General features: G+C 55.6%; 21 protein-coding genes. 6 read left to right on the plus strand and 15 right to left on the minus strand.

The window, feature by feature from the left end:
- Positions 1 to 5 precede the first annotated feature (5 nt).
- From ABDW13_RS13670 to ABDW13_RS13680, 3 genes are read right to left on the minus strand one after another with little or no spacing between them, the layout of a single operon-like run.
- Positions 6 to 713: a class II glutamine amidotransferase gene (locus ABDW13_RS13670; protein ID WP_343553100.1), complete on the minus strand. Its 708-nt coding sequence runs from the start codon at positions 711 to 713 to the stop codon at positions 6 to 8.
- Entirely contained in the window at positions 701 to 1978 is a 1278-nt protein-coding gene (locus tag ABDW13_RS13675) for an ATP-grasp domain-containing protein (protein ID WP_343553101.1), read from the minus strand. Before ABDW13_RS13675 ends, ABDW13_RS13670 begins: the two co-directional genes overlap by 13 nt.
- A gap of 17 nt (positions 1979 to 1995) precedes the next feature.
- Positions 1996 to 3459 (minus strand): hypothetical protein, encoded by a 1464-nt coding sequence (locus tag ABDW13_RS13680; RefSeq protein ID WP_343553102.1) that lies wholly within the window; start codon positions 3457 to 3459, stop codon positions 1996 to 1998.
- A gap of 214 nt (positions 3460 to 3673) precedes the next feature.
- Between ABDW13_RS13680 and ABDW13_RS13685 the strand changes: the two genes are divergently transcribed.
- Complete coding sequence (locus tag ABDW13_RS13685) at positions 3674 to 5119, plus strand: PLP-dependent aminotransferase family protein (RefSeq protein WP_343553103.1); 1446 nt, start codon at positions 3674 to 3676, stop codon at positions 5117 to 5119.
- Positions 5120 to 5205: 86 nt separating this feature from the next.
- Here ABDW13_RS13685 and ABDW13_RS13690 read toward each other — a convergent pair whose 3' ends face one another.
- The 9 genes from ABDW13_RS13690 to ABDW13_RS13730 all read right to left on the minus strand — a co-directional run bounded on the left by ABDW13_RS13690 (position 5206) and on the right by ABDW13_RS13730 (position 14376).
- Positions 5206 to 6453: a valine--pyruvate transaminase gene (locus tag ABDW13_RS13690; protein ID WP_343553104.1), complete on the minus strand. Its 1248-nt coding sequence runs from the start codon at positions 6451 to 6453 to the stop codon at positions 5206 to 5208.
- A gap of 82 nt (positions 6454 to 6535) precedes the next feature.
- Positions 6536 to 7510: a glyoxylate/hydroxypyruvate reductase GhrB gene (gene ghrB, locus ABDW13_RS13695; RefSeq protein ID WP_343553106.1), complete on the minus strand. Its 975-nt coding sequence runs from the start codon at positions 7508 to 7510 to the stop codon at positions 6536 to 6538.
- A 44-nt stretch (positions 7511 to 7554) separates the two neighbouring features.
- On the minus strand, positions 7555 to 8838 hold the full coding sequence (locus ABDW13_RS13700) for an MFS transporter (protein ID WP_343553107.1): 1284 nt from the start codon (positions 8836 to 8838) through the stop codon (positions 7555 to 7557).
- 130 nt (positions 8839 to 8968) lie between these two features.
- Positions 8969 to 9913, minus strand: a complete 945-nt coding sequence (locus ABDW13_RS13705) for a sugar kinase (RefSeq protein ID WP_343553108.1) — start codon at positions 9911 to 9913, stop codon at positions 8969 to 8971.
- Between the two features lie 10 nt (positions 9914 to 9923).
- Complete coding sequence (locus tag ABDW13_RS13710) at positions 9924 to 10673, minus strand: sugar phosphate isomerase/epimerase (RefSeq protein WP_343553109.1); 750 nt, start codon at positions 10671 to 10673, stop codon at positions 9924 to 9926.
- 126 nt (positions 10674 to 10799) lie between these two features.
- Complete coding sequence (locus ABDW13_RS13715; RefSeq protein ID WP_343553110.1) at positions 10800 to 11825, minus strand: LacI family DNA-binding transcriptional regulator; 1026 nt, start codon at positions 11823 to 11825, stop codon at positions 10800 to 10802.
- A gap of 58 nt (positions 11826 to 11883) precedes the next feature.
- The gene (locus ABDW13_RS13720) at positions 11884 to 12888 is read right to left on the minus strand and encodes a LacI family DNA-binding transcriptional regulator (RefSeq protein ID WP_343553111.1); all 1005 of its coding nucleotides are present in this window, start codon (positions 12886 to 12888) and stop codon (positions 11884 to 11886) included.
- Between the two features lie 155 nt (positions 12889 to 13043).
- Positions 13044 to 13706 carry an OmpA family lipoprotein gene (locus ABDW13_RS13725; RefSeq protein WP_343553112.1) on the minus strand — a complete coding sequence of 221 codons (663 nt, stop codon included), beginning with the start codon at positions 13704 to 13706 and terminating at the stop codon, positions 13044 to 13046.
- Positions 13707 to 13815: 109 nt separating this feature from the next.
- Positions 13816 to 14376 (minus strand): DNA-3-methyladenine glycosylase I, encoded by a 561-nt coding sequence (locus ABDW13_RS13730; RefSeq protein WP_343553113.1) that lies wholly within the window; start codon positions 14374 to 14376, stop codon positions 13816 to 13818.
- A 142-nt stretch (positions 14377 to 14518) separates the two neighbouring features.
- Between ABDW13_RS13730 and ABDW13_RS13735 the strand changes: the two genes are divergently transcribed.
- From ABDW13_RS13735 to ABDW13_RS13750, 4 genes are all read left to right on the plus strand, one after another.
- Positions 14519 to 15214, plus strand: coding sequence for an autotransporter (locus tag ABDW13_RS13735; protein WP_343553114.1), 696 nt, complete (start codon positions 14519 to 14521; stop codon positions 15212 to 15214).
- 101 nt (positions 15215 to 15315) lie between these two features.
- Entirely contained in the window at positions 15316 to 15852 is a 537-nt protein-coding gene (dnaT, locus tag ABDW13_RS13740) for a primosomal protein DnaT (RefSeq protein ID WP_343553115.1), read from the plus strand.
- A complete protein-coding gene (gene dnaC, locus ABDW13_RS13745) occupies positions 15852 to 16592 on the plus strand; it encodes a DNA replication protein DnaC (protein ID WP_343553116.1) in 741 nt (246 codons plus the stop codon). Before dnaT ends, dnaC begins: the two co-directional genes overlap by 1 nt.
- 8 nt (positions 16593 to 16600) lie before the next feature.
- On the plus strand, positions 16601 to 17731 hold the full coding sequence (locus ABDW13_RS13750) for an ROK family protein (protein ID WP_343553117.1): 1131 nt from the start codon (positions 16601 to 16603) through the stop codon (positions 17729 to 17731).
- A gap of 1 nt (position 17732) precedes the next feature.
- Here the strand turns inward: ABDW13_RS13750 and ABDW13_RS13755 are convergent, their stop codons facing one another.
- The gene (locus ABDW13_RS13755) at positions 17733 to 18173 is read right to left on the minus strand and encodes an acetyltransferase (RefSeq protein WP_343553118.1); all 441 of its coding nucleotides are present in this window, start codon (positions 18171 to 18173) and stop codon (positions 17733 to 17735) included.
- Positions 18174 to 18370: 197 nt separating this feature from the next.
- On the opposite strand from ABDW13_RS13755, the gene ABDW13_RS13760 reads away from it, so the two are divergent.
- On the plus strand, positions 18371 to 18769 hold the full coding sequence (locus ABDW13_RS13760) for a helix-turn-helix domain-containing protein (RefSeq protein ID WP_343553119.1): 399 nt from the start codon (positions 18371 to 18373) through the stop codon (positions 18767 to 18769).
- Here ABDW13_RS13760 and ABDW13_RS13765 read toward each other — a convergent pair.
- Both ABDW13_RS13765 and ABDW13_RS13770 read right to left on the minus strand, forming a co-directional pair.
- On the minus strand, positions 18726 to 19574 hold the full coding sequence (locus ABDW13_RS13765; RefSeq protein ID WP_343553120.1) for an AraC family transcriptional regulator: 849 nt from the start codon (positions 19572 to 19574) through the stop codon (positions 18726 to 18728). The genes ABDW13_RS13760 and ABDW13_RS13765 overlap by 44 nt on opposite strands.
- Positions 19575 to 19690: 116 nt before the next feature.
- Entirely contained in the window at positions 19691 to 21154 is a 1464-nt protein-coding gene (locus tag ABDW13_RS13770; protein ID WP_343553121.1) for a sugar porter family MFS transporter, read from the minus strand.
- Positions 21155 to 21323: the final 169 nt, after the last annotated feature.

Raw genomic sequence — 21323 nt, forward strand, 5'->3', positions numbered from 1 at the left:
GTTGCTCACTCCCCAAACGGAAATTCATGAAGTTCATGGTTGCTCATGCGACGCCATTCCGACGCCGTGCCCAGTGCTGAAATAGGTTCTGAAGAGATAAAGGTGCTGTTGTTATTTTGGAAACGGTGCAGCGTGAAATAGTTGGGATACGGCGTGTCATCGGGATGCCATTGCCACGCCCAGGCTTTCTCACGGGTAACAAAAATCGCATTGGCTGAACTGCCGCCGGGCGCGACCTGCGCCATCTTGTCGCGCAGATAATCGCGGGTGAAATCGGCGGGCGTCGCGTGATCAACCACATATTCGAGGTATTCGGCGGAATCAAAACGCGACTCCGCCATGCCGAGTCGTTGATAAACCGTTGGCAAAAAACCGTTGTGCATCATGTACCACTGCGTTTCGCCGCTGGTGCGCCACAACGGATGTGAGAATTCGATGCCCTGATTTTTACTCAGCGTGGCGTGGCGCACGTGCACCGCCAGAAAACGGCCGCGCAGACGATCGACATCAATCCCCGGCAGCGCATCGGCAAAGGTGCCGGTGCCATGCAGGGTGCGGATGTGACCTTGCTCCAGCCACAAACAGCCCCAACCGTTGGGATGCTCTTTAATTGGGCCGTCGTGCGTGGCAGTTTCGCCACAGCTCATGGCGCGCGCGGCTTCCAGCACCGCAGCGGCGTCAAATTGGCCGTGCGCGAGGATCATTCTGCACATAGTAAATATCTCCGTGGCGCCAACGCGGGCACGTCGAGAATGTGGTGGAACACCGCCAGAATCTCATCGCGGCTGTTGGCGGCGAGGCGCAAGGTCGCCAAAATCCCGGCGTGGCGCGTGAGGTCGGCATACAGCGAGGATCGCGGTGAAACCGCCAGTTCCGGCAGATTCAGCGGTGGCAGCAGTTGGCCGCGTTGATGTTCGGCGATCCAGCGCTCGGCGGCGTCGTATTGCAATCGCTGTCGCAAACGCAAGCGACCGACCGCCTGCGGCTGCGCCGGGAAATTCAGCGACGGCATGCCGTGCCCGGCTTCAATGTGAAACGCCACATCCGCCCAGTTGATGCCGGTAACTTCCTGCACCAGATTCACCACGCCCATGCCCGACAAGCGGAAGCCCATTTCGAGGAAGTGCGGTTCGCCGTTGACCAGAATGAAGTCGATATGAAAGGCACCCTGACGATAGCCAAAGGTTTCGCAGCAAAAGCTCATCAGGCTGCTAAAGCTGGCGGGCAGTTGCTGCGCCGCCATCGCCACATGGCCGGATTCGTAGAAGCTGATGCAGCCTTGGTCATCGATATGCTGCTCGATCACCTTTTGGCAGCAGGTCAGCGCCACGGCCTGTCCATCCGCCACCACGCCTTGCAGCGAATATTCATCACCCGGCAGCCAGCTTTCGACGATAAAGCCGCTAAAACCGCGTCCACCGTAATTCATGGTATCAACCAGGCGGGCAATCACCGCATCAAGCTGGCTGGCTTCGTTGACCAGCCAAATACCCAAACCGCCGCCGCCATCGACCGGCTTAATCACGCAGGGATAGAGCAGCGCATCTCGCGCATCACCAATACTCAGCGGCGAAGCGAAGAAGCGAAATTCTGGCTGCGGAAAACGCTGCCAGGCTTTGCGTAACGCCATGCGCTGCGCGTATTTATCGGGCGGGATAAAGCTGGCTCCGGCATCCGGCCCGGCCAGCAATTCACGCACGCGCCCGGCGCTGGCGTTGTAAGCTTCAAAGCCCGCCAGCACCACCTGCGGATGCTCCATCAATCCGGCATGCAAACAGGCTTGCAGCACATCCCACGGATTTTCCGGGCGATCCAGCCGCACAATCAGATCGAACGGCAACGAAATGCTCAGCGATTGGTAATCAACAAAATCGCCCATTTCCGCCAGCACGGTAAAATAACCTTCGCGTTTGGCGACCGCGCAATAAGGATTTTGCCCATCGCGGGTGGCACCAATTTGCAGAAAAATCTTTCTCATCGCGTTGCCTTACCGGGTTAACGCCCGGAAATCACTTCAGTGACGATGTCTTGCAGCACACCGTTATTCACCTGAATCACTGCTTTATGCGGATCGAAGCGCAGCACGCGTGAAAGCGCATCGCCACGCGAGTTGTCCAGCAGTGAGCTCACCTGCGCGCTGCGCCAACACTGACGCATTTGCGCCACGGTCAAACCAGAAAGCTGTTCCAACTGTTGCGCGACCAGCAGATCATCACTTTCGCCGCTCAGCAACGCGCGCACCGCGGCTTCTGCTGGTGCATCGGTAAGTTGCAGTAACCACGCCTTTAACTGATTGCCTTGGGCGATAAATGGCGAATAGATCATGCAAATCAGTTGGGTTTCATTGAGGCCAAATGCCTGTTCGGCAAACTGCGCGGCACGCTGACGCTGACGGTTAATCGCCGCATCATCCTGATAGCGCGCCGCCATTTCGTCGACCAGCTGCGGCGGGAAATCCTTCTTCAACATCAGCCCAAGCGCAAAGCGCACATATTCGCGAATGCCTTCGGCGTAGCTGCGCTGCAACAGCGTCTCCGCTCGCAGACCGCGAATATGTGCCATTAAGGTTGGGTTGCCGCAGTCCGACTCGGAGAAGCTGAACATCAGCTCATCGAAGCGGAAGTGCATAAATTCGGTCAGCAGCGCCCAATGCGCGCCAGCCTCATACGCGGTGTCTTGATAGATGTTGAAGAACAGCGGATCGCGCGCCAGTTGCCAGGTAATACGGTGCGCCGGCGTCACCTGATCCTCGCCATAAATATCGGCAAAGTAACGCTCGGCAACGCCATCCAGCGTTTGCAGGAAACCGCTGAAGCCACGAGTTTTGTCTGCGACCGGCGCATCAAACAGGCGTGAAAGATGGCGCGCCCACGCGAGATAGGCGGTTTGCTCCTGCGGCGAATCGCCGGTGATGATCACATCAACGCCGCCGTTGTAATGTGCCGCCAGGCCGAAAGAGTTCACCATGCTGAGGTTGCAGGCGTTACAGAAGGTGGAGCGCGCATCGGCGCGGAAACGGTGGCCATTCATCAGCACATCGTTGCGATTCTGCTGACGCACGCTGTCCGGCATCGGCAGGTGGCGATCGAACGCGCGGATTTGCAGGCCATCGGTCACCAAACATTCGGTGAAGTCGTCATCAAGGATGTGTAACGCGCGATACACGCGATCAATATTCTCCATCACACTGTCGTTCATCGCCGCGTGACGGTTGGTGCTGATGCGCAGTTGAAAAGTGCTGCCCTGCTGCTGCCAGATCAATCCCTGGATGTAGCGCACGTACGCCACCATATAGCTGCTGTCTTTGCCGCCGCCGTAGGCCAGCAGCACGCGATTGTTTTCTGGTTGGCTGTCAGGTAACGCGGCCAGTAAACGGCGCGCGCAATGTTGAGCAGAATCGATAATTGCCGGTGTTAGGTAGCCACTTATTTCTCTCATCATGGTGGAAAGATTATTCATTTTTGACTTCATCCTTTGGCTAATAAAATCGCGGTGGCCGTGCTGGCGGCAACCGACGGGAAATGGGCCACGAAGGTGCTACGCAATGAATGTTCTGTGTTTTTCGTCGTGCTGGAGTTAATGCGCATCGTTATCAATTAACTGATGCAGCCTAAAGTACTTTGAATGTAATCTGCTGGATACGCACAGATCAGCACGAAATAGGGTGGAACAGATGGCGGGAGAAACGGAAGAGCAGGAGAGCCAGAGCAGTCGTTACCGTCAAATTGCAGAACAGATCAAACAAGCGATTCTCAGCGGTTCGTTGCCTGCCGACAGCCGTTTGCCGTCGGTGCGCACGCTGGCAACCCAATACCGTGTCAGCATGACCACGGCGCTGAAAACATTACGTACGCTTGAGGATGAGCGCTTCGCGGTGGCGCGGCCGAAGTCAGGATTTTTTGTCGCGCCGCGTAATATCGACAAAAAATTGCCGGTGTTGATCAGCGAGCAACCGCGCGAAGTAGCACCGCTCGACGAACAAACCGAGCTGCATTTGGCGATGCTGGGATCGGATTGCCGCGTACGCCTCGATCTGGCAAACGGCGATATCTCGCTCTATCCGGTGAAAAAGATTGGCTTGCTGATGCGCCAGATGGGCTACAGCAAACCCGCGCTACTCGGCAATACGGTAAAAGGCACCGGTTACGCACCGTTGAAAAGTGAAATTGCCCGCCGCGCGGTGGATTATGGCTGCAATATCAACGCCGATGACATCCTGATCACCAACGGTTGTATCGAGGCGATTTCGCTGGCGCTGCGTGCGACGACGCGGCCGGGCGACATTGTGGCGGTGGAATCGCCGTGCTATTTCGTACTGCTGCAAATGCTGCATAACCTCAATCTGCGCGTGATTGAGGTAGAAGCGGGCCCGGACGGCTACGTCAATGTTGAGAAGCTGACCGCGCTGTTTCAACGCAAAGCGGTGCAGGCCTATCTCACCATCAACAACATCAATAATCCGCTGGGCAAAAGCATTCCTAACGAGCAGAAAGCCTACATTGCGCGTCAAGCCGACGAGAACGATGTGGTGATCATTGAGGATGATATTTTTGGTGATACTGCGTTTGGCGAGCGGCGTCCGTTCCCGATGCGCGCTTTCAGCCCGAACGCCATTTTGTGCAGCGGCTTCTCAAAAACCGTTGCGCCAGGCATCCGCATTGGTTGGGTGCACAGCAGCAACTACATGCGCAAAATCGCCTCGCTGAAATACACCACCAGCATGGGCACCTCAGTGTTATCGCAAGCGGCGATTGCCGAACTGCTACGCAGCGGCGGCTACGATGCGCATCTGCGTAAACTGCGGCGCGAGTTGAAGAATCAAATCCAGCACATGCGTGCGGCGGTGTTGCGCTACTTCCCGGCGGGCACGCGCGTTTCCGATCCTGAAGGCGGTTATGTGTTGTGGGTGGAAATGCCGCTCGGCGCGCTCAACGTGCGTGCGTTATTCCTCAAAGCGCGCAATGCCGGAATTGGCATCGCGCCGGGACACATCTTTGCTACCGATCATCGTTACGATCACTGCTTCCGTTTGAATGCCGGTTTTGGCTGGAATGCCGAAGTGGAGCAGGCGATTAAACAGCTGGCGGAGTGGTGCCAGTTGTCGCTGGGAAAGGGGTGAATGCTGTGGAATTGCGCAATAAATTGCGCCGCTACAAAACGTGCACGTATTTGTAGCGGCGCGATTCATCGCGCGATTTTTAATTTCTAATTGAGGAACGCGGCGTCCAACTCTTCCGCCAATATCTGCACGGCGCGCTCAATCTTCTCGGCATCCGGCACGTAATTCATGCGCATGCATTGATGGGTGTGAGGCCAGGCGTGTTCGAGGCCAGGGAAGAAGAAGTGACCCGGCACCATTAATACGCCGCGCGCTTTCAGCCGCTGATACAGCGTTTCGGTGCTGATCGGCAGATCGCGGAACCACAGCCAGAGGAAAATCGCCCCTTCAGGTTTGTGAATTAAGCAGCGATCTTCGGGCAAATAGCGGCGAAGAATGGCGATCGTCTCGCTGACTTTAGCCTGGTAAAACGGCTTAATCACCTGTTCTGACAAACGCAGCAAATCACCGCGCACGATCATCTCGGTGGCAATCGCTGGGCCGATGCTGCCTGGTGCGAGGCTAATAATGCCGTTCATGTTGCCAATGGCGCTGATCGTGCTCTCATCGGCGACGATAATGCCGCAACGTGCACCCGGTAGGCCGAGTTTCGACAAGCTCATGCACAGGATGGTATTCGGATTCCACAGCGGACGCGCTTCGCTAAAGATGATGCCGGGGAACGGTACGCCGTAAGCGTTATCGATCAGCAGTGGCACGCCATGCTGCTGCGCCAGCGCATCGAGTTGCAGCAGTTCGTCATCGGTGATCACGTTGCCGGTCGGATTGGTGGGGCGCGAGACGCAAATCAAACCCACATCGTCATTGAGCGGCAGATGATCGAAATCGACGTGATATTTGAACTGGCCTTCTGGCAGCAACTCAATGTTCGGTTTGGCGGAAACAAACAGTTCTTCTTCCAGTCCGGCATCGGCATAACCGAGATATTCCGGTGCCAGCGGGAACAGCACGCGTTTTTTGCTGCCGTCGGCGCGACGTCCGGCGAACAAGTTAAACAAGTAGAAGAATGCGCTCTGGCTGCCATTGGTCAGCGCGATGTTTTGCGCGGTCAACGGCCAGCCGAGTTCTTCGCGCAGCATTTTCGCCAACGCATCCAGCAGCAAGGCTTTGCCGCGCGGGCCATCGTAATTGCACAGCGCTTCACTCAGTTTGCCGTCCTGATGCATTTGCAGCAGCAACTGGTTGAAATAGTCGTTCATCGCCGGGATCTGGGCCGGATTGCCGCCGCCGAGCATGATGGTACCAGGCGTGCGCAGGCCTTCACCCATGTCTTCCATCAGACGTGAGATGCCGGAGTGTTGAGTAAATTTGTCGCCAAACTGAGAAAAGGACATAGGAAGTTAAAACGTTGTGAAATCGAATGGGGAACCACCATAGCGCCCGCCGCGAGCAGGCGCAATGGGTAAAGCGGTCAGGTTAGGCTTGGATTTGCGGGTTAACGCAGTTTTTCTCCACTTTGCCGCTTAAGGCTGCGATCAGGTTATCCACCGCATCGCGCGCCATGCCGTAACGGGTTTCGTGGGTAGCTGAACCAATGTGCGGCAGCGCCACCACGTTTGGCAGCTTCAGCAATTCCGCATCCGCTGGCACTGGCTCGACTTCAAACACATCCAGCCCGGCTGCGTGAATGGTGCCGTCTTTCAGTGCCGCGGTCAGTGCTTTCTCATCCACCACTGGACCACGACCGGCGTTGATCAGAATCGCGCTCGATTTCATCATCTTGAGCTGTGCGGCACCGATCATGTGGTGCGTTTGCTCGGTCAGCGGCAGGCTGATGCAAACAAAATCACTCTCTTTCAGCAAGGTTTCCAGATCGCAGGCGCGCGCACCGAAGCGAGTTTCAGCCTCTTGATGCTGACGGCGTGCGTTGTAGAGAATATTCATGCCAAAGCCGAAATGCGCACGCTGCGCCAGCGCCAGGCCGATGCGGCCCATGCCGAGAATGCCGAGGGTTTTGTGGTGCACATCAACACCGAAATGCTCTGGCCCGATGCTCTTTTGCCACTCGCCGTCTTTGACCCATTTATCCAGCTCGGTAACGCGACGCGCAGTGCTCAGCACCAACGCCATCATGGTGTCGGCGACGGTTTCGGTTAGCACGGTTGGCGTGTGCATAAGTAGAACTTTGCGTTGATTAAGGGCATCAACATCGAAATTATCGTAGCCAACGGACACCGTAGAACAGGCACGCAGGGCCGGCATTTTCGCCAGCAAATCCCCATTCACTTTGCCGCCTGAACCGAGCAAACCTTGCGCCTGCTCGAATTGTGCCGCGTGCTGCTGGATGGTTTCCGATGAAATGTCATGCACTTCGGTTACGGAAAAATGGGCATCCAGCTTGGCGCGCAGATCATCGGGCAAGCTCTTATAAAGAATCACAGCAGGTTTCATTCTTAGCTCCTTGTCGTGGAGGCCCATCAGGCCTCCCTCATTAATTAGGCGTGCCTGGCACCGTGTACTGGCGGCGTGGTTTTGTTCTGGGCGGGTTTGACAATCAAGGTCAGCCAAACCGAAGCCAGCAGCGCGGCGCCCATGAAAATATAGGAGGCGGCAGGACTGCCGGTCGCGCCATTAAGATAGCCCACAATCCACGATCCGACGAAGGAACCGAGTGCGCCCATGCTGTTGATCAGCGCCATTGCGCCACCGGCCACGTTGCGCGGCAGCATTTCTGGGATGATGGCGAAGAACGGGCCATACGGCGCATACATCGCACCACCGGCGATCACCAGCAAGGCATACGACAGCCAGAAGTTGCTGGAGCCCACCAGATACGAACCGAGGAAAGCCAGTGCGCCAACCAGCAGCAGCGGCCAGACAAACAGTTTACGGTTCTGGGTTTTATCGGATGCCCACGACACCACGATCATCGCGATAGTCGCCGCCAGATACGGCACCGCCGACAGCCAACCGGCTTCGACCATGCCCATTTGCGTGCCATTTCGCAGAATCGACGGCAGCCACAGTACGAAACCGTATACGCCGATGCTCCAGGCAAAATATTGTAGGCACAGCAGGATGACGTTGCGATTGCGGAATGCTTCGCCGTAATTGCGCACCGCCTTGATGCCTTCCTGTTCTTTTTGCAGTTGGGCTTGCAGCGCCGCTTTCTCGCTTTCGCTCATCCATTTGGCCTGTGCCGGTTTGTCCTGCACCATGAACCACCAGGCCACCGCCCAGATCACCGCCGGGATGCCTTCAAAGATGAACATCTCGCGCCAGCCAAAGGACTCAATCAGATAGCCAGAAACCACCGACATCCACAGCACCGTGACCGGATTACCCAAGATCAGGAAGGTATTGGCGCGCGAACGTTCTGATTTAGTAAACCAGTTACTGATGTAGATCAGCATCACTGGCATCACCGCGGCTTCCACCACACCCAGCACAAAACGGATCGCCGCTAGCATGGGAATGTTGCTCACAATACCGGTTAGCGAGGCGCAGCCGCCCCACAAAATCAGGCACCAGAAAATCAGCTTTTTCACGCTGCGGCGTTCGGCATACATCGCGCCGGGGATCTGGAAGAAGAAGTAGCCGAGGAAGAACAGGGCGCCCAGCAGCGATGACATGCCTTTGGTGATGCCAAGATCTTCATTAATCCCTGCGGCAGAGGCGAAGCTAAAATTCGCCCGGTCCAGATACGCCAGACTGTAGGTGATAAACACGATGGGCATGATAAACCACCAGCGTTTTGGCGCGATTGTCTGCGATTTCATGGGTGACTCCTCTGGTTGAGGTGGGCGCATTCAGTGGATGCGCCTCGCAATAATATTGTTGTAGGTACAGCGTTTGTTGAGATTCGTTTTGAGGTCACCCTAAATGGCGACCTGGTTATAACGGTGTTATTTAAAAATCACCCAACGCCGCACGCGTGGGCAGTCCTTCGCTGTCACCGGCGACCTGAATCGCCAGCGAACCGATTTTGTTGCCGCGCAGAATCGCCTGCGGCAGCGATTTGCCTTCCAGCAGCGCGCTGATCAGGCCAACGGCGAAACCATCACCGGCACCGACGGTATCCACCACGTTTGCGACCTGAATCGGCGCCACCTGGCCTTTCTCGCCGTCGGCGGTTTTGTACCACGCGCCGTCGCTGCCGGTTTTAATCACCACCGCTTTCACCCCTTTATCAAGGTAGAAGTCAGCAATGGCTTCTGGTTGGCGATAACCGGTAAGAATCAAGCCTTCTTTCTCGCCAGGCAGCACCCAATCGGCGTATTCCGCTAAATGATTCAGCTGCTTACGCATCTCTTCTTCGCTGCGCCATAACACCGGACGCAGATTGGGATCGAAAGAGATGGTTTTGCCACGCGCGCGCATCTCTTTCGCCGCATGTTTTGCCAATGCCAGCGAACTATCAGAGATCGCCGCTGCCACGCCGCTTAAGTGCAGGTGACGCGCATCACCAAAGTAATCGTCGTTGAAATCGTCCGGCGACAAATAGCTCGCTGCCGAGTTTTTGCGGAAATATTCCACTTCGGGATCGGAGCCATCGTCGACGCGGGATTTGAGTTGGAAACCGGTGCGATAGCGTGCATCAGTCGTCACGCAGCGATGATCGACGTTTTCCTTCGCCAGCTGTTGCAGGGTAAAACGGCCAAAGCTGTCGTCGCCGACGCGGCTGACCCAACCCACTTGCAAACCGAGGCGCGCCAGGCCAATCGCCACGTTGAGTTCGGCACCGGCAATGCGTTTCACGAAACTTTCCGCCGCGGCGAGGTCGCCGGTTTGCTGGGCGATAAACATCGCCATCGCTTCGCCAATCGTTACTACATCCAGCGTTTTATGCGTCATGGTTGTCTCCTTACGCGGCCCGCAGCAGGTCAACGTAGTGACGCGTCACCGCCAGTAAATCCGCGCCTTCCAGCGGGAATTCAATACCGCGCGGCGCATCGTCAGGCAGCGCCTGTAACAGCGTGCGCCAGCTGTCATCGGCTTGATCCAGCGCGATGGCGCGGAAAGTGTCGCCGTGCGCCACCGCTGTTTTCACGTGGATGTAGCTGACGTAACGGCTGAGTTGGGCGGCGGCCTGCAATCCGTCTTCGCCGGTCCACTGCCAGTTGCCCATGTCAAAGGTCATATCCAGCGGCAGCGCGGCGTCGCAGGCGTGATGGAAGAAGTTCAGCATCGGTTTGAGTTTGCTGTCCGGCGTTTGATCGTTCTCCACCACCAGCGTGACCGCTGAGGCTTGCAGGATGTCGCGCAGTGTTTGCAGTTCGGTGAGATCGACAAAATGCCCCAACGCCACTTTCAGACGTTTAGCACCAAGCTGTTCGGCTTCTTGCAGGAACTGCGCAAGGCGCGGATTGAGTGCGCCATCATCGAGCCACAACGCTTCCGGCACCGAATAGCTGGCGCTGAGTTGATGCTGTGCAATGGCATTGCCCAGCGCGTGCAGCAGGCACAACTCATTTTCGCTAAACAACTCGCGGCGGATTTCCACGCCATCGGCGCCAGACATTTTGATCAGTGGCAGCAGCGCGGCTTGGCCGCCCAGTTCCGCGACTTTCTGTGCGCCGTAGGCGGCGGTTACAACAATAATTTCTGGTTTCATCACATCTCTCCGGGCGTTGACGCCTTCCCATTCATTATAAAAAACCTAAATGGAACCGGTTCCAAAGAACAGCAGCAGAGTGCGGAAGTATGATCGTGCTCACGAAGTGAGCCATTAAAAGGGGAGTTAGCGCAGCGGCTGGCTGGAGCCGCGCACAATCAATTCGCCGGAGAAAACCTGTTCGCGTATCGCTTGTTCGCCGCCTTCAATGCGCGCGATAACTTGCTCCAATGCGGCGTAGCCAATCTGCCAGGTCGGCTGTTTTAGCGTGGTGATGCCGACGCCCGCCAGCGCAGCCCACTCCAGCTCATCAAAACCGAGCAGGCCAATCGATTCGCCCCAACGCAGTTCAAGGCGCTGCAATGCGCGTGCGACTTGTAATGTCAGCGCGCCGTTGGCGGCGATTACTGCGCAGGCTTTTCCGGCGTGGCGCTGGTGGAACTCACGCAAGGTGGCGGCCAACTCTTCCGGTTGATGCAGCGCCACCTGGGCATTTTCGGCTTGCACCTGCGGCTGGCTTTTTACCGTGTCGTAGAAAGCGCCCAGACGTTCACGTCGCGTGTTGACGCTGCCGAGCGGCTCGCTGAGGAACAGCAGCGCTTGATAGCCGTTATCAAGCAGATGTTGGGTGGCGATATTCGAGGCTTCGGCGTTGTTCAATCCCACCACATCGCAGGCGAAATCAGGGATTTTGCGGTCGATCAGTACCATCGGTAACATGGATTGTTGCAGGCGATTCAGCACTTCTTCGTGCATCCCCACCGCATTAACCACAATGCCTTCGACCTGATAGCTGCTGAGCAATTGCAGATAATGCTGCTCCAGATCGACTTCGTTGTTGGTGTTACACATCAACAGGGTAAAACCCTGCGCACGGCAGGCTGCTTCAATGCCGCACAGCACATCGACGGAATAGGGATTGGTGATATCAGCGATGATCAAGCCAATCAAACGGGTACGACCGCGCTTCAAGCCGCGCGCCATCTGGCTAGGACGATAATTGAGTTCGGCAATGGCCTGTTCGATACGGGCTTTGAGATCGGGCGAGAGTAGATGGATTTCGCCATTGAGATAGCGAGAAACGCTGGTTTTACCGGTTTTTGCCGTACGGGCAACGTCACTGATTGTCGCGCGTGGCGGCCTGGTTTTCATTGCTTACACCTGCTGAAAAGAAACAGGCGAAGACTATCACACCCTGGACCTGGCGCAATCATTGCGCGTCAGAAGTGAGGCGCAGCACCGGTTGCCAAAGGGTTTGCAATTCATTCAGCGGCGCATCATTGAGCAATTCCAGCACCATCTCGGCCACACGCTCGCCGATGCGCTGCTGTGACAGTTGTAAAATGGTGTTAACCGGTTGATCGATAATCGAATCATGCGGCAGGCCGTCATACACATACAGCGGAATCGCCTGCGCGCCACTCAAGCGGTTGGCTTGCTGCAAGGCAATCGCCGCGCCTTCACCCATCGGGCTGCAATCGGTAATGATGGCTTGCGGTGCGTTGCCGTGTGCCAGCCAGGCGTTGGTTTGTTGATAACCGGATCGGCGTGTAGAGGGCAAGCTGGCCACTAGCGCTTGATCGACCGGCGCCTGATGCTGAATTAGCGCATCAATAAAACCCTGACGACGATCCAGCACGTAAGTGGAAGGTTCATTGCTGCCGAGATAAGCCAGTCGTGTTAAGCCCTGCTGCAAACAGTGTTTTGCCGCCAGCAAAGTGCCAGCGTGATTATCGTAATCAAACCATGCATACGGATGGGGCAACTGGCTGCGGCCCAGGGTCAAAAAGCGATAACCTTTCTGCTGCAAACGTTGCAGGCGCGAATCCAGTGGCAAAGTGTGCGTCACAATCAGCGCATCCAGCGCACCGCTGCGCAATAAACGCATCAGCTTGCGGTGTTGATCTTGCGGCTTATCGGGGAGCAGCAGCAAATCGATTTCGTGCTGCGCCAGGCGCTGTTCCAGCGTCAGCAGCATGTCACTGTAATAGCTGTCGTTAAGAGAGGCGTTACTGATCGGGAAAACCAGGCCAACGGCATTGGCGCGCCCGGTTTTCAGGCGACGGGCTGCATCGTTTGGGCGATAGCCGCGCGATTGCGCTTCATCCTCAATGCGTTTGCGCGTGGCGGCCGCGACATCATCATAACCATTCAACGCCCGGCTCACGGTGGTGACGGAGAGGCCGAGAGCGGCGGCGATGGCTTTAAGCGACATGATGGTGTTCCACTGATCAATTTTTGATCACGCTAACACAAACAAAAGGGCGACTCTATCAATTGGCAACGGTTGGGCTTTTTCCAACAAAAATAGCGCCGAAAGTTTCTGGAAAATGAAATGAATCCGGCCTGCAAACCAGGCCGGATGCTGATTTAGCCCAGCGGGCTGAGGGTGATTTCGACGCGACGGTTTTGTGCTTTACCGGCTTCGGTGCTGTTGCTCGCGACCGGATTATCCGGACCTAAACCTTGGGTACGCAGACGGTTTTGCGCCACGCCTTGCAGAATCAGGCCGCTGGCTACGCTATCCGCACGTTGCTGCGACAGACGCATATTCAGCGCGCGCGTACCGGTGCTGTCGGTGAAGCCGACCACGTTGACGGCGGTTTTTGGATACTCTTTCAGCACCATCGCTACGCCAGTCAGCGTATTGGCACCTTCCGGTTTCAGGTTGCTGCTGTTGGAATCGAAGGTGACGTTATTCGGCATGTTCAGCACGATGTTATCGCCCTGACGCGTCACGCTGACGCCGGTTCCGCGCATTTTGTCGCGCAGTTTCGCTTCCTGCACATCCATGTAATAGCCCACGCCGCCGCCCAAGGCCGCACCGCCAGCCGCGCCAATCAGCGCACCTTTACCACGATCTTTCTTCGAGGATGACAACATGCCAACGCCCGCGCCCAGCACCGCGCCTAAACCGGCGCCGATACCGGATTTTCCGGCTTGAGATTCGCCGGTATACGGATTAGTAGTACAACCCGACAGCGCAATGCTGCCGCTTAATAACAAGGTCAGCGCCAAAATACGCTTATTCATACAAAAGCCCTCACATATCCTTATGGGGAAAAGCCCCAAAACGGCACTATTATGCCGTTCAATTGTGGGGAAATACGTGAGGGGCAGTCTTAAAGTGTAAAGAATTGCGTTACAAGTTATTGGGATGGCAGAAACAGCTGGTTTGATGATCGTTAATCAAGCCACAAGCCTGTAGAAATGAGTGGCAGGTTGTGGGGCCGACGAATTTAAAACCACGCTTCTTTAACGCTTTAGACAGCGCAATGGCAGGCTCGGAGGTGGTTGGCGCCTCTTTATAATCGGCGTAATGGTGCAAAATCGGCTGATTATCGACAAATGACCAGATAAAGCGTGAAAAGTCCTCTCCGGTAGCTTCGAGCGCCAGCATCGCCCGCGCGTTATTAATGATCGCTTCCAGCTTGCCGCGATGGCGAATAATCCCGGCATTTTGCAGCAAGCGTTCCATATCGCTTTCATCCATCAGCGCCACCGCTTGCGGGTCAAATTCATGGAAAGCGCGCCGGTAATTTTCGCGTTTTTTTAACACCGTAATCCATGAAAGTCCGGCCTGTTGGCCTTCAAGACAAATCATCTCAAATAAGGCGCGCTTATCGGTTTGCGGCACGCCCCACTCTTTATCGTGGTACGCAAGGTAGAGCGGATCCTGAGTTACCCAGCCACAGCGTTGCATTGCAGTACTCCTTTAGCAGACGAAAAAACACCCGTTTCCTTGACGTTCTGTAAAACCGATTAACAATTAAGCAATGGGTGCCGATAAAGATTGTACAAAACCTTAACGCCCGTTCTCTTCCCGGCTTCGTCAGGAGTCCTTCATGTTGCAGAAAAGTCAGCGGACAGGCCAGCACAAACTTGCGCTGGCTTTTAGTGGTTTGTGGCTATTTTTTCTGGCCGGGAATGCGCACGCCTTTGATCAGTCAGGTCAAAATAGTGCGCCAGATTACAACGCGATACTTGCTGAAAAGATTTCCAGTAATCATCTGATGTTGACGGAAAATAACGATAGCAGCTTGATGGATGCGGCGTTGAGTTCGCCCAATGACAGCATCATGGTGATGCACACTGAAACCGCCAGCGTGGGTGCCGCACCGTTCGTTAATCGCTACTCGGCAGGTTGGTCGATGCCGGTCAGTGAAGCGACCAGCACCGGCCCCGTGGCGCAATTTGCCGTCGATGATTCCACTTTGAGCTGCCCGAAATGCGAGCGCGTCGATAGCAATAACGCCGAACATATTGCCTCTTTGGGCTGGCGCGTTGATTCCACTTTTGGCTGGATTTCGCCGTGGGCACAGGTTAGCTACAGTCATCTGGTGAATGAGGAGTTGCCTTCGCCGACGCGCGATCGCGCCGATGATCTTAACGGCCGCGAAAACAATTGGGTCGATGTCAGCGTTGGTGCCAATATGCCGCTCGGCCAAAATATGGCGGCCTTTGCCTCTTTCGCGCAAACCGGTGCGGTGAGCAGCGGTGAGCAATTTATCTATAGTCTCGGCGTCAGCGCCAGCTTCTAAATCGCGCGCGATCCGCCGCGCTAAAACAGTTACACTTACCGCACAACGTCGGGCCGTATTCGCCGCTCGGCGCACCATGCTGGTTAACGTCAGGTTTCTTCATGTCAGTCAAAATCTTATCTTCAACGCTGGTGGGGCTGGATGGCTTTTGCCATGACCCGCTCGCTGTACTGCAACAGGCCGAGAACGGCACGCTAGCGGTATTGCATAACAATGCACCGGCGTTTTATGCGCTGACGCCGCAGCGTTTGGCGCAATTGCTGGCGCTGGAATCCGCCGCGCAGCAACCGAATGATGTCACGCTGGATGAGAGTTTATTCCAGACCGACAGCGCGCCGATTGCCACGCCGGTTGGCAAATTTGCCATGTATGAAGGCTGGCAGCCGGACAGCGATTTCCAGCGCCAGGCGGCGATTTGGGGCATCGCGCTGAGCGAGGCAGTGACGCCGGCCGAGCTGGCTACGTTTATCGCATATTGGCAGGCGGAAGGGCGTTTGTTCCATCATGTGCAGTGGCAACAGAAATTAGCGCGTAGCGTGCAGATGAACCGCGCCGCCAACGGCGGGCAACCTAAGCGCGATCTGACGCAAATCAGCAATACTGATTACGATATTCCCGATGGATTCCGAGGTGAGTAATGAAAACGCCGAACGATCTCTTTAGTCGCCTGAAAAAAATGATGCCGTCCGAAGTGCAGCCGAAATTCAAAAACGGTGCTGAGCTGCTGGCATGGAATCAGGAGCAAGGCCGCCTGCGCTCGGAAGCGATTGTGCGGGAAAACCGCGCGATGAAAATGCAGCGCATCATGGGGCGCTCGGGCATCCGCGAGCTGCACATGAATTGCTCGTTCGATAACTATCGCGTGGAAAACGATGGTCAGCGCAAAGCGCTGGCGATGGCGCGCGAATACGCCGCCGGTTTTGAAAACAGCATCTCCAGTTTTGTGTTTTCCGGCCGTCCCGGCACCGGTAAAAACCATCTGGCGGCGGCGATTGGCAACGATCTGATCATTCGCGGCAAAAGTGTGCTGATTGTGACGGTAGCGGATTTGATGTCGAGCATGAAAGGCACCTTCAGCGGCGGCAGCGATCTTACCGAAGAGCGCTTGCTGCACGATCTCAGTAACGTCGATCTGCTGGTGATCGATGAGATCGGCATGCAGAGCGAATCGCGCTATGAAAAAGTGATCATTAATCAGATTGTTGATCGCCGTTCATCGTCGAAACGGCCAACCGGCATGTTATCGAACCTCGATCCGGCGGGCATGAACTCGCTGCTGGGCGAACGCGTGATGGATCGTATGCGCCTCGGCAACAGTTTGTGGGTGCGCTTTGATTGGGAAAGTTATCGCAGCCGCGTGCGCGGTGACGAGTATTGAGGGACGCGATGAAAGCCGCCGGTAAAGGACCAGCTATACTGCGCCTGAATAATCTGAAGCGGGTGATGACGCAACTGCGCGCCACTCGCATCACCTCGCGCCAGGATTTGGCCTTAGCGCTCGAACTGAGCAAAAACACCGTATCGTTGATCGTCGATGATTTGCTGGAGCAAGGGCTGATTAACGAGCTCGGCCCGGTCAGCGTGGCGGCGGCGGGACGGCCTAAAATCGAAATCTCGCTGCGCGCGGAAAAGCTCAAAAGCGCCGGGATTATGGTGGAACGTCAGGCGATTCACTGGCGCGTTTGCGACTACTATTCGCAGGTGATTGCCGAGCAAACCTGGCGCACGGAAACCAGCGATCCTGAACATCTGCTGCATGAACTGGCTGAAGTGTGTCAAACCTTGCACGCGGCGCATCCTGAACTGCTTGGCGTGGCGATTGGCTTTCCCGGCATTATCGATCCACAACGTGGCTGGGTGCATTTTTCCGCCCATCTCGGTTGGCAGGATGTCGATGTACTGACCATTTTACGCCGTGAAATCACGCTGCCGCTGCGCATCATGAACAACGTTAAAGCCGCGGCACTGTTATCAGTGCAGCAGCTTGAGCTGGATAAGTCGCAGAGTCATTTCTATGTGCGCATCTCCGAAGGTCTCGGCGGCGCGCTGGTGGAGCAGGGCGAAGTGTTTACCGGCAGCAGCTGGACGGCGGGTGAAATCGGCCACTTAAGCATGCAAGCTAACGGCGAACGTTGTAGCTGTGGCCGTTTAGGCTGCCTGGAAACCTTGGTCAGCAAGCCTGCGATTCAACAGCAGTTGGCGAAACGCAAAAGCGGTTTGCGCTGGCAAAATGTGGAAAGTGAACCCGAGATTTTGCATGAGGTGATGACGCAGGCGGGCACGCATTTGGGTCACGCGCTCAGCCAGGTGATGCAGTTGGTGAATCCGGCCAGCATCATTATTGATGGCCCGTGGAACGCGCAACCGGCGTTTGTGCAAGCGGTACATCAGGCAGCGCAAACCGGCGCATTGGCGTTTACCTTCAGCCATACCAAGCTGCATTTCCTGCCGCAGCGTATCGATCCCGCCAATGGATTAGCGCTGGCGGTAATCGAGCAATACGAGCGGACCAGTTAAATTACCGCTGATAACGCAGATGCAGCAAAGGAAATGGCTTCCCTTGCCCATCGAGCGGCGATCGTCCGGTGACGATAAACCCCTGATGCTGATAAAACCCCAGCGCCTGCGGATTTTGCTCATTGACGTCGACTTCTGTAACGCCCAGTTGTTCAATCGCATAGTGCAGCAGTTGCTTGCCGATGCCTTTGCCAACAACCTCGGGCGCCACAAACAGCATCTCCAGCCGATTTTCCGCCACGCCGAGGAAGCCCACGATGGCATGTTGCTCATCGCGATAAACGCGCAGTTCAACCATCGGCAGATATTGCTCACGCACCAGCGGTCGCAACGCGCGGATATCGGCGTCTTGCAGGAAATGGTGCGTCGCGCGTACTGAGGCTTCCCATACTTGGGTTATCGCGTCGAAATCGCCGGGTTGGGCGGGGTAAATTCCTTTCATCATCTTCTCCATACCTAATACTGACCCGCGGATCATGCTGCATTTCGCCGTTGGGATTCAATAAAGCACGAAGAGGATTGGCGAGTTATCGCTATTTATTGGCTTTCATGCATCACATAGCCATTTCCAGGCTTTCTATAATGCTTGCCACTTGCCGGATTTTCGTCCGGTTTCATTTAACGGCATCAGGAGGAAAGATGGATATTCACGCCGCCTTCATGCATCAGCTGATGAATTGGATTGAGGACAACGTCGAACAGAAGTTGGTGCTGGAAACCGTAGCGCGCCGCGCGGGCTATTCGCAATGGCATTTGCAGCGTTTGTTCCGCAGTTACACCGGCATTGCGCTTGGTACCTACATTCGCGAGCGCAAGCTTACGGCATCGGTGATTGCACTGTTAAATAGCACCACGCCGCTGATGGATATCGCCATCAAATATGGCTTCGATTCGCAACAAACATACTGTCGCACCTTCCGTCGCATGTTTGATCTGCCGCCCGGCGCATTTCGCCGCAAATACCAGCGCAGCTTACCGGCGATTGATGGGCCGGTTAGCCTGCTGTTTTTGCATCCGCAGCATCGGTTGGCGGCGTGAAATATTTGCCGGGCGTTGAACCAAAGGCGCTACGGAAGGCGCTGATATAGCTGCTGACGCTATCGAATCCCACTTGCCACGCAACCTGTTGCACACTTTTTCCTGCCGCTAATCCTTCCAGCGATTTGAGTAAGCGCGAGACCTGGCGATAGCGCGTCAAACTCATGCCGACCGCGCTCGCCCAATGGCGACTCAGGCTACGCGGACTCAATCCCGCCCAGCGTGCGAGTTCTGGCCCGCTGCGCGTATCCGCAGGATCGTCCATCAACAAGCGTGCAATCTGCAGCAGGCGCGGATCTTCAGGCAGCGGCAACGTCAGTGGATGCTCGGTAGATTGGTAAAGTTCATCCAAAAACACCTCACACAAACGCTGATAGCGCGCGCTGCCCCAGTGATCGGGCGATAACGTGGCCAATCTTTCCGCCAGCGGCTCCAGCACCGAAGGGCAGGAGAGCAAAACTGGGCGATTAGGCAGCGGCGCGGCCAGCGTGTCGTCGACCAAAACTGTCCAGCCCAGCACGCGGCCAGGCCCGACAATCGCATGTTCGAAGTATGGCGGAATCCAGCCAACCAGCCGCGGCGGATTGGCAAAAATGCCCGACGGCGTTTTTACCGTCATCAAGCCCTGTTTCAAGCAATAGAGCTGTCCAGCTGCGTGCTGGTGCGTGAAGCTCTCGCGATCCAGCTGTTTCGATAACGACGCGGCAATCACTTTGGGTGCATCAGGTTCTAGCAAGCGCTGGCGGAGTTCGTCCTGACGCGGATTGCCTGAGAAAGTCAGCTTGTCGGTGGGATGAATCAGCATGCCTGGCTCCAAAGTGCGTGAAGGAGCAAAGTGGCGAAAATTTAGGGAGAAGTAAAGCGCCGCTACAGATGATCGCACGGTCTGTAGCGGCGTAATTTATTGCGCGACTTTATCCGTCAATGCCGCGGAATATCAAACGACTCGGCAGCTTTGCTGCTGGTGGTGGGCTCTGGCAAATCCGCTTCCACGTTAAACTTCTGCAACACCAACGCATGGATCTTCTCCAGCGACACATTGGCGGTTTCCGGTAAGTAACGGAAAGTGAAGAAGTACATGCCGAGTGAGAAAATCGCGAACAGCAGCAGCGGGAAGCCACCGTGGAACATATCCAGCAACATCGGGCTGCTGTTCATGATCGGGAAGGTACTGCTGATGACAAAGTTCGCCATCGACATCGCACAGATGGAAATCCCAACGCAAATCGAACGAATCTCGGTTGGGAACACTTCGCCCAACACCGTCCAGACAATCTGGCCCCACGTCATACCGAAGAAAATCATGTACGCGAACAAGCCAACCACCGCCAGCATGCCCGGCAGATGGTAATAGAAGGCGATAAACGAGTAGGTCAGACACACGCACGAGGTGATCGCGCCCAGCAACAGCAGTTTACGACGACCCACTTTATCAATCAGCATCATGCCTGCCAGCACGCCGATAAACTGACAGATCGACAACCAGAAAGTCTGCAACAGCGCGGAATCGGTGCTGCCCGCGACGTTTTTCAGCAGCGTTGGGCCAAAGTACTGAATCACGTTGATGCCGCTGATCTGATTGCCGACGGCTAAGCCAATGCCAACAATCAACAGCGGCCAGGTGGTTTTATCCAGGCGCAAACGCGCTTTGTGCTGCTGCGCGGTTTTATCCGAGAACGAGTGTTTGATTTCGTTGAACACGCTCTCGGCATGTTCGCGGTTAGAAATTTTGGTCAAGGTATCCAGCGCTTCATCATATTTGCCTTTCAGCACGTTCCAGCGCGGTGATTCCGGGATAAAGGCGATGAACAGGATAAACAGCGCGCACGGCACCAGCGCGGTGGCGAGGATGTAGCGCCAACCCATATTGATCATCACGTCCGGCAAGGTGGATTTGGTGATGAAGTAGTTGGTCAGCAGCACTACAGATTGTCCGCCAACACAGCACACCGCATACAGCGCCGAGGTGCGACCGCGAAATTTAGACGGTGACAGTTCGGCCAGGTAGATCGGTGAAATCACCGATGCCAAACCAATCGCCAACCCGCCAATCATGCGGAAGATAACAAACACCGTGAAGTTATGGGCGATGGCGGTGCCGACTACGGAAACGGTGAACAACAGCGCGGTAATCGCGAGGGATTTTTTGCGGCCTAACTTATCGCTCAAGCGTGGCGCCATAAAGCAACCGATCAAACTGCCGAGCAGAATATTGGAAACCGCCCAACCGGTTTCAGCTGGCGTGAGCTGGAAATATTCACTCAAAGGTTCGATGGCGCCCGAGATGATTGAAGAGTCATATCCCATCAGCAGACCGCCAAATGCCGCAACGGTACAGCAGAGAATGACATACTTCATGTTGTAGCGTTTTTGCCTGGTATCCATTGTTATAGCCCCTTGTCTCTACGGCCTGAACGTTACGTGTCCAGAAAGAGGGATGATGTAGGTTTCGATGTTCAACTTTTATGCACGAGAGGTCTTCGTTGTGGAATATATGTTCTAAATGATGGTTTTTGGATCATTTTTTCCGAAAAGTGTGAAGGGGATTGCGAAA

Origin of the sequence: Pantoea sp. (assembly GCF_039594315.1) — a bacterium.
Taxonomy (GTDB): domain Bacteria; phylum Pseudomonadota; class Gammaproteobacteria; order Enterobacterales; family Enterobacteriaceae; genus Pantoea.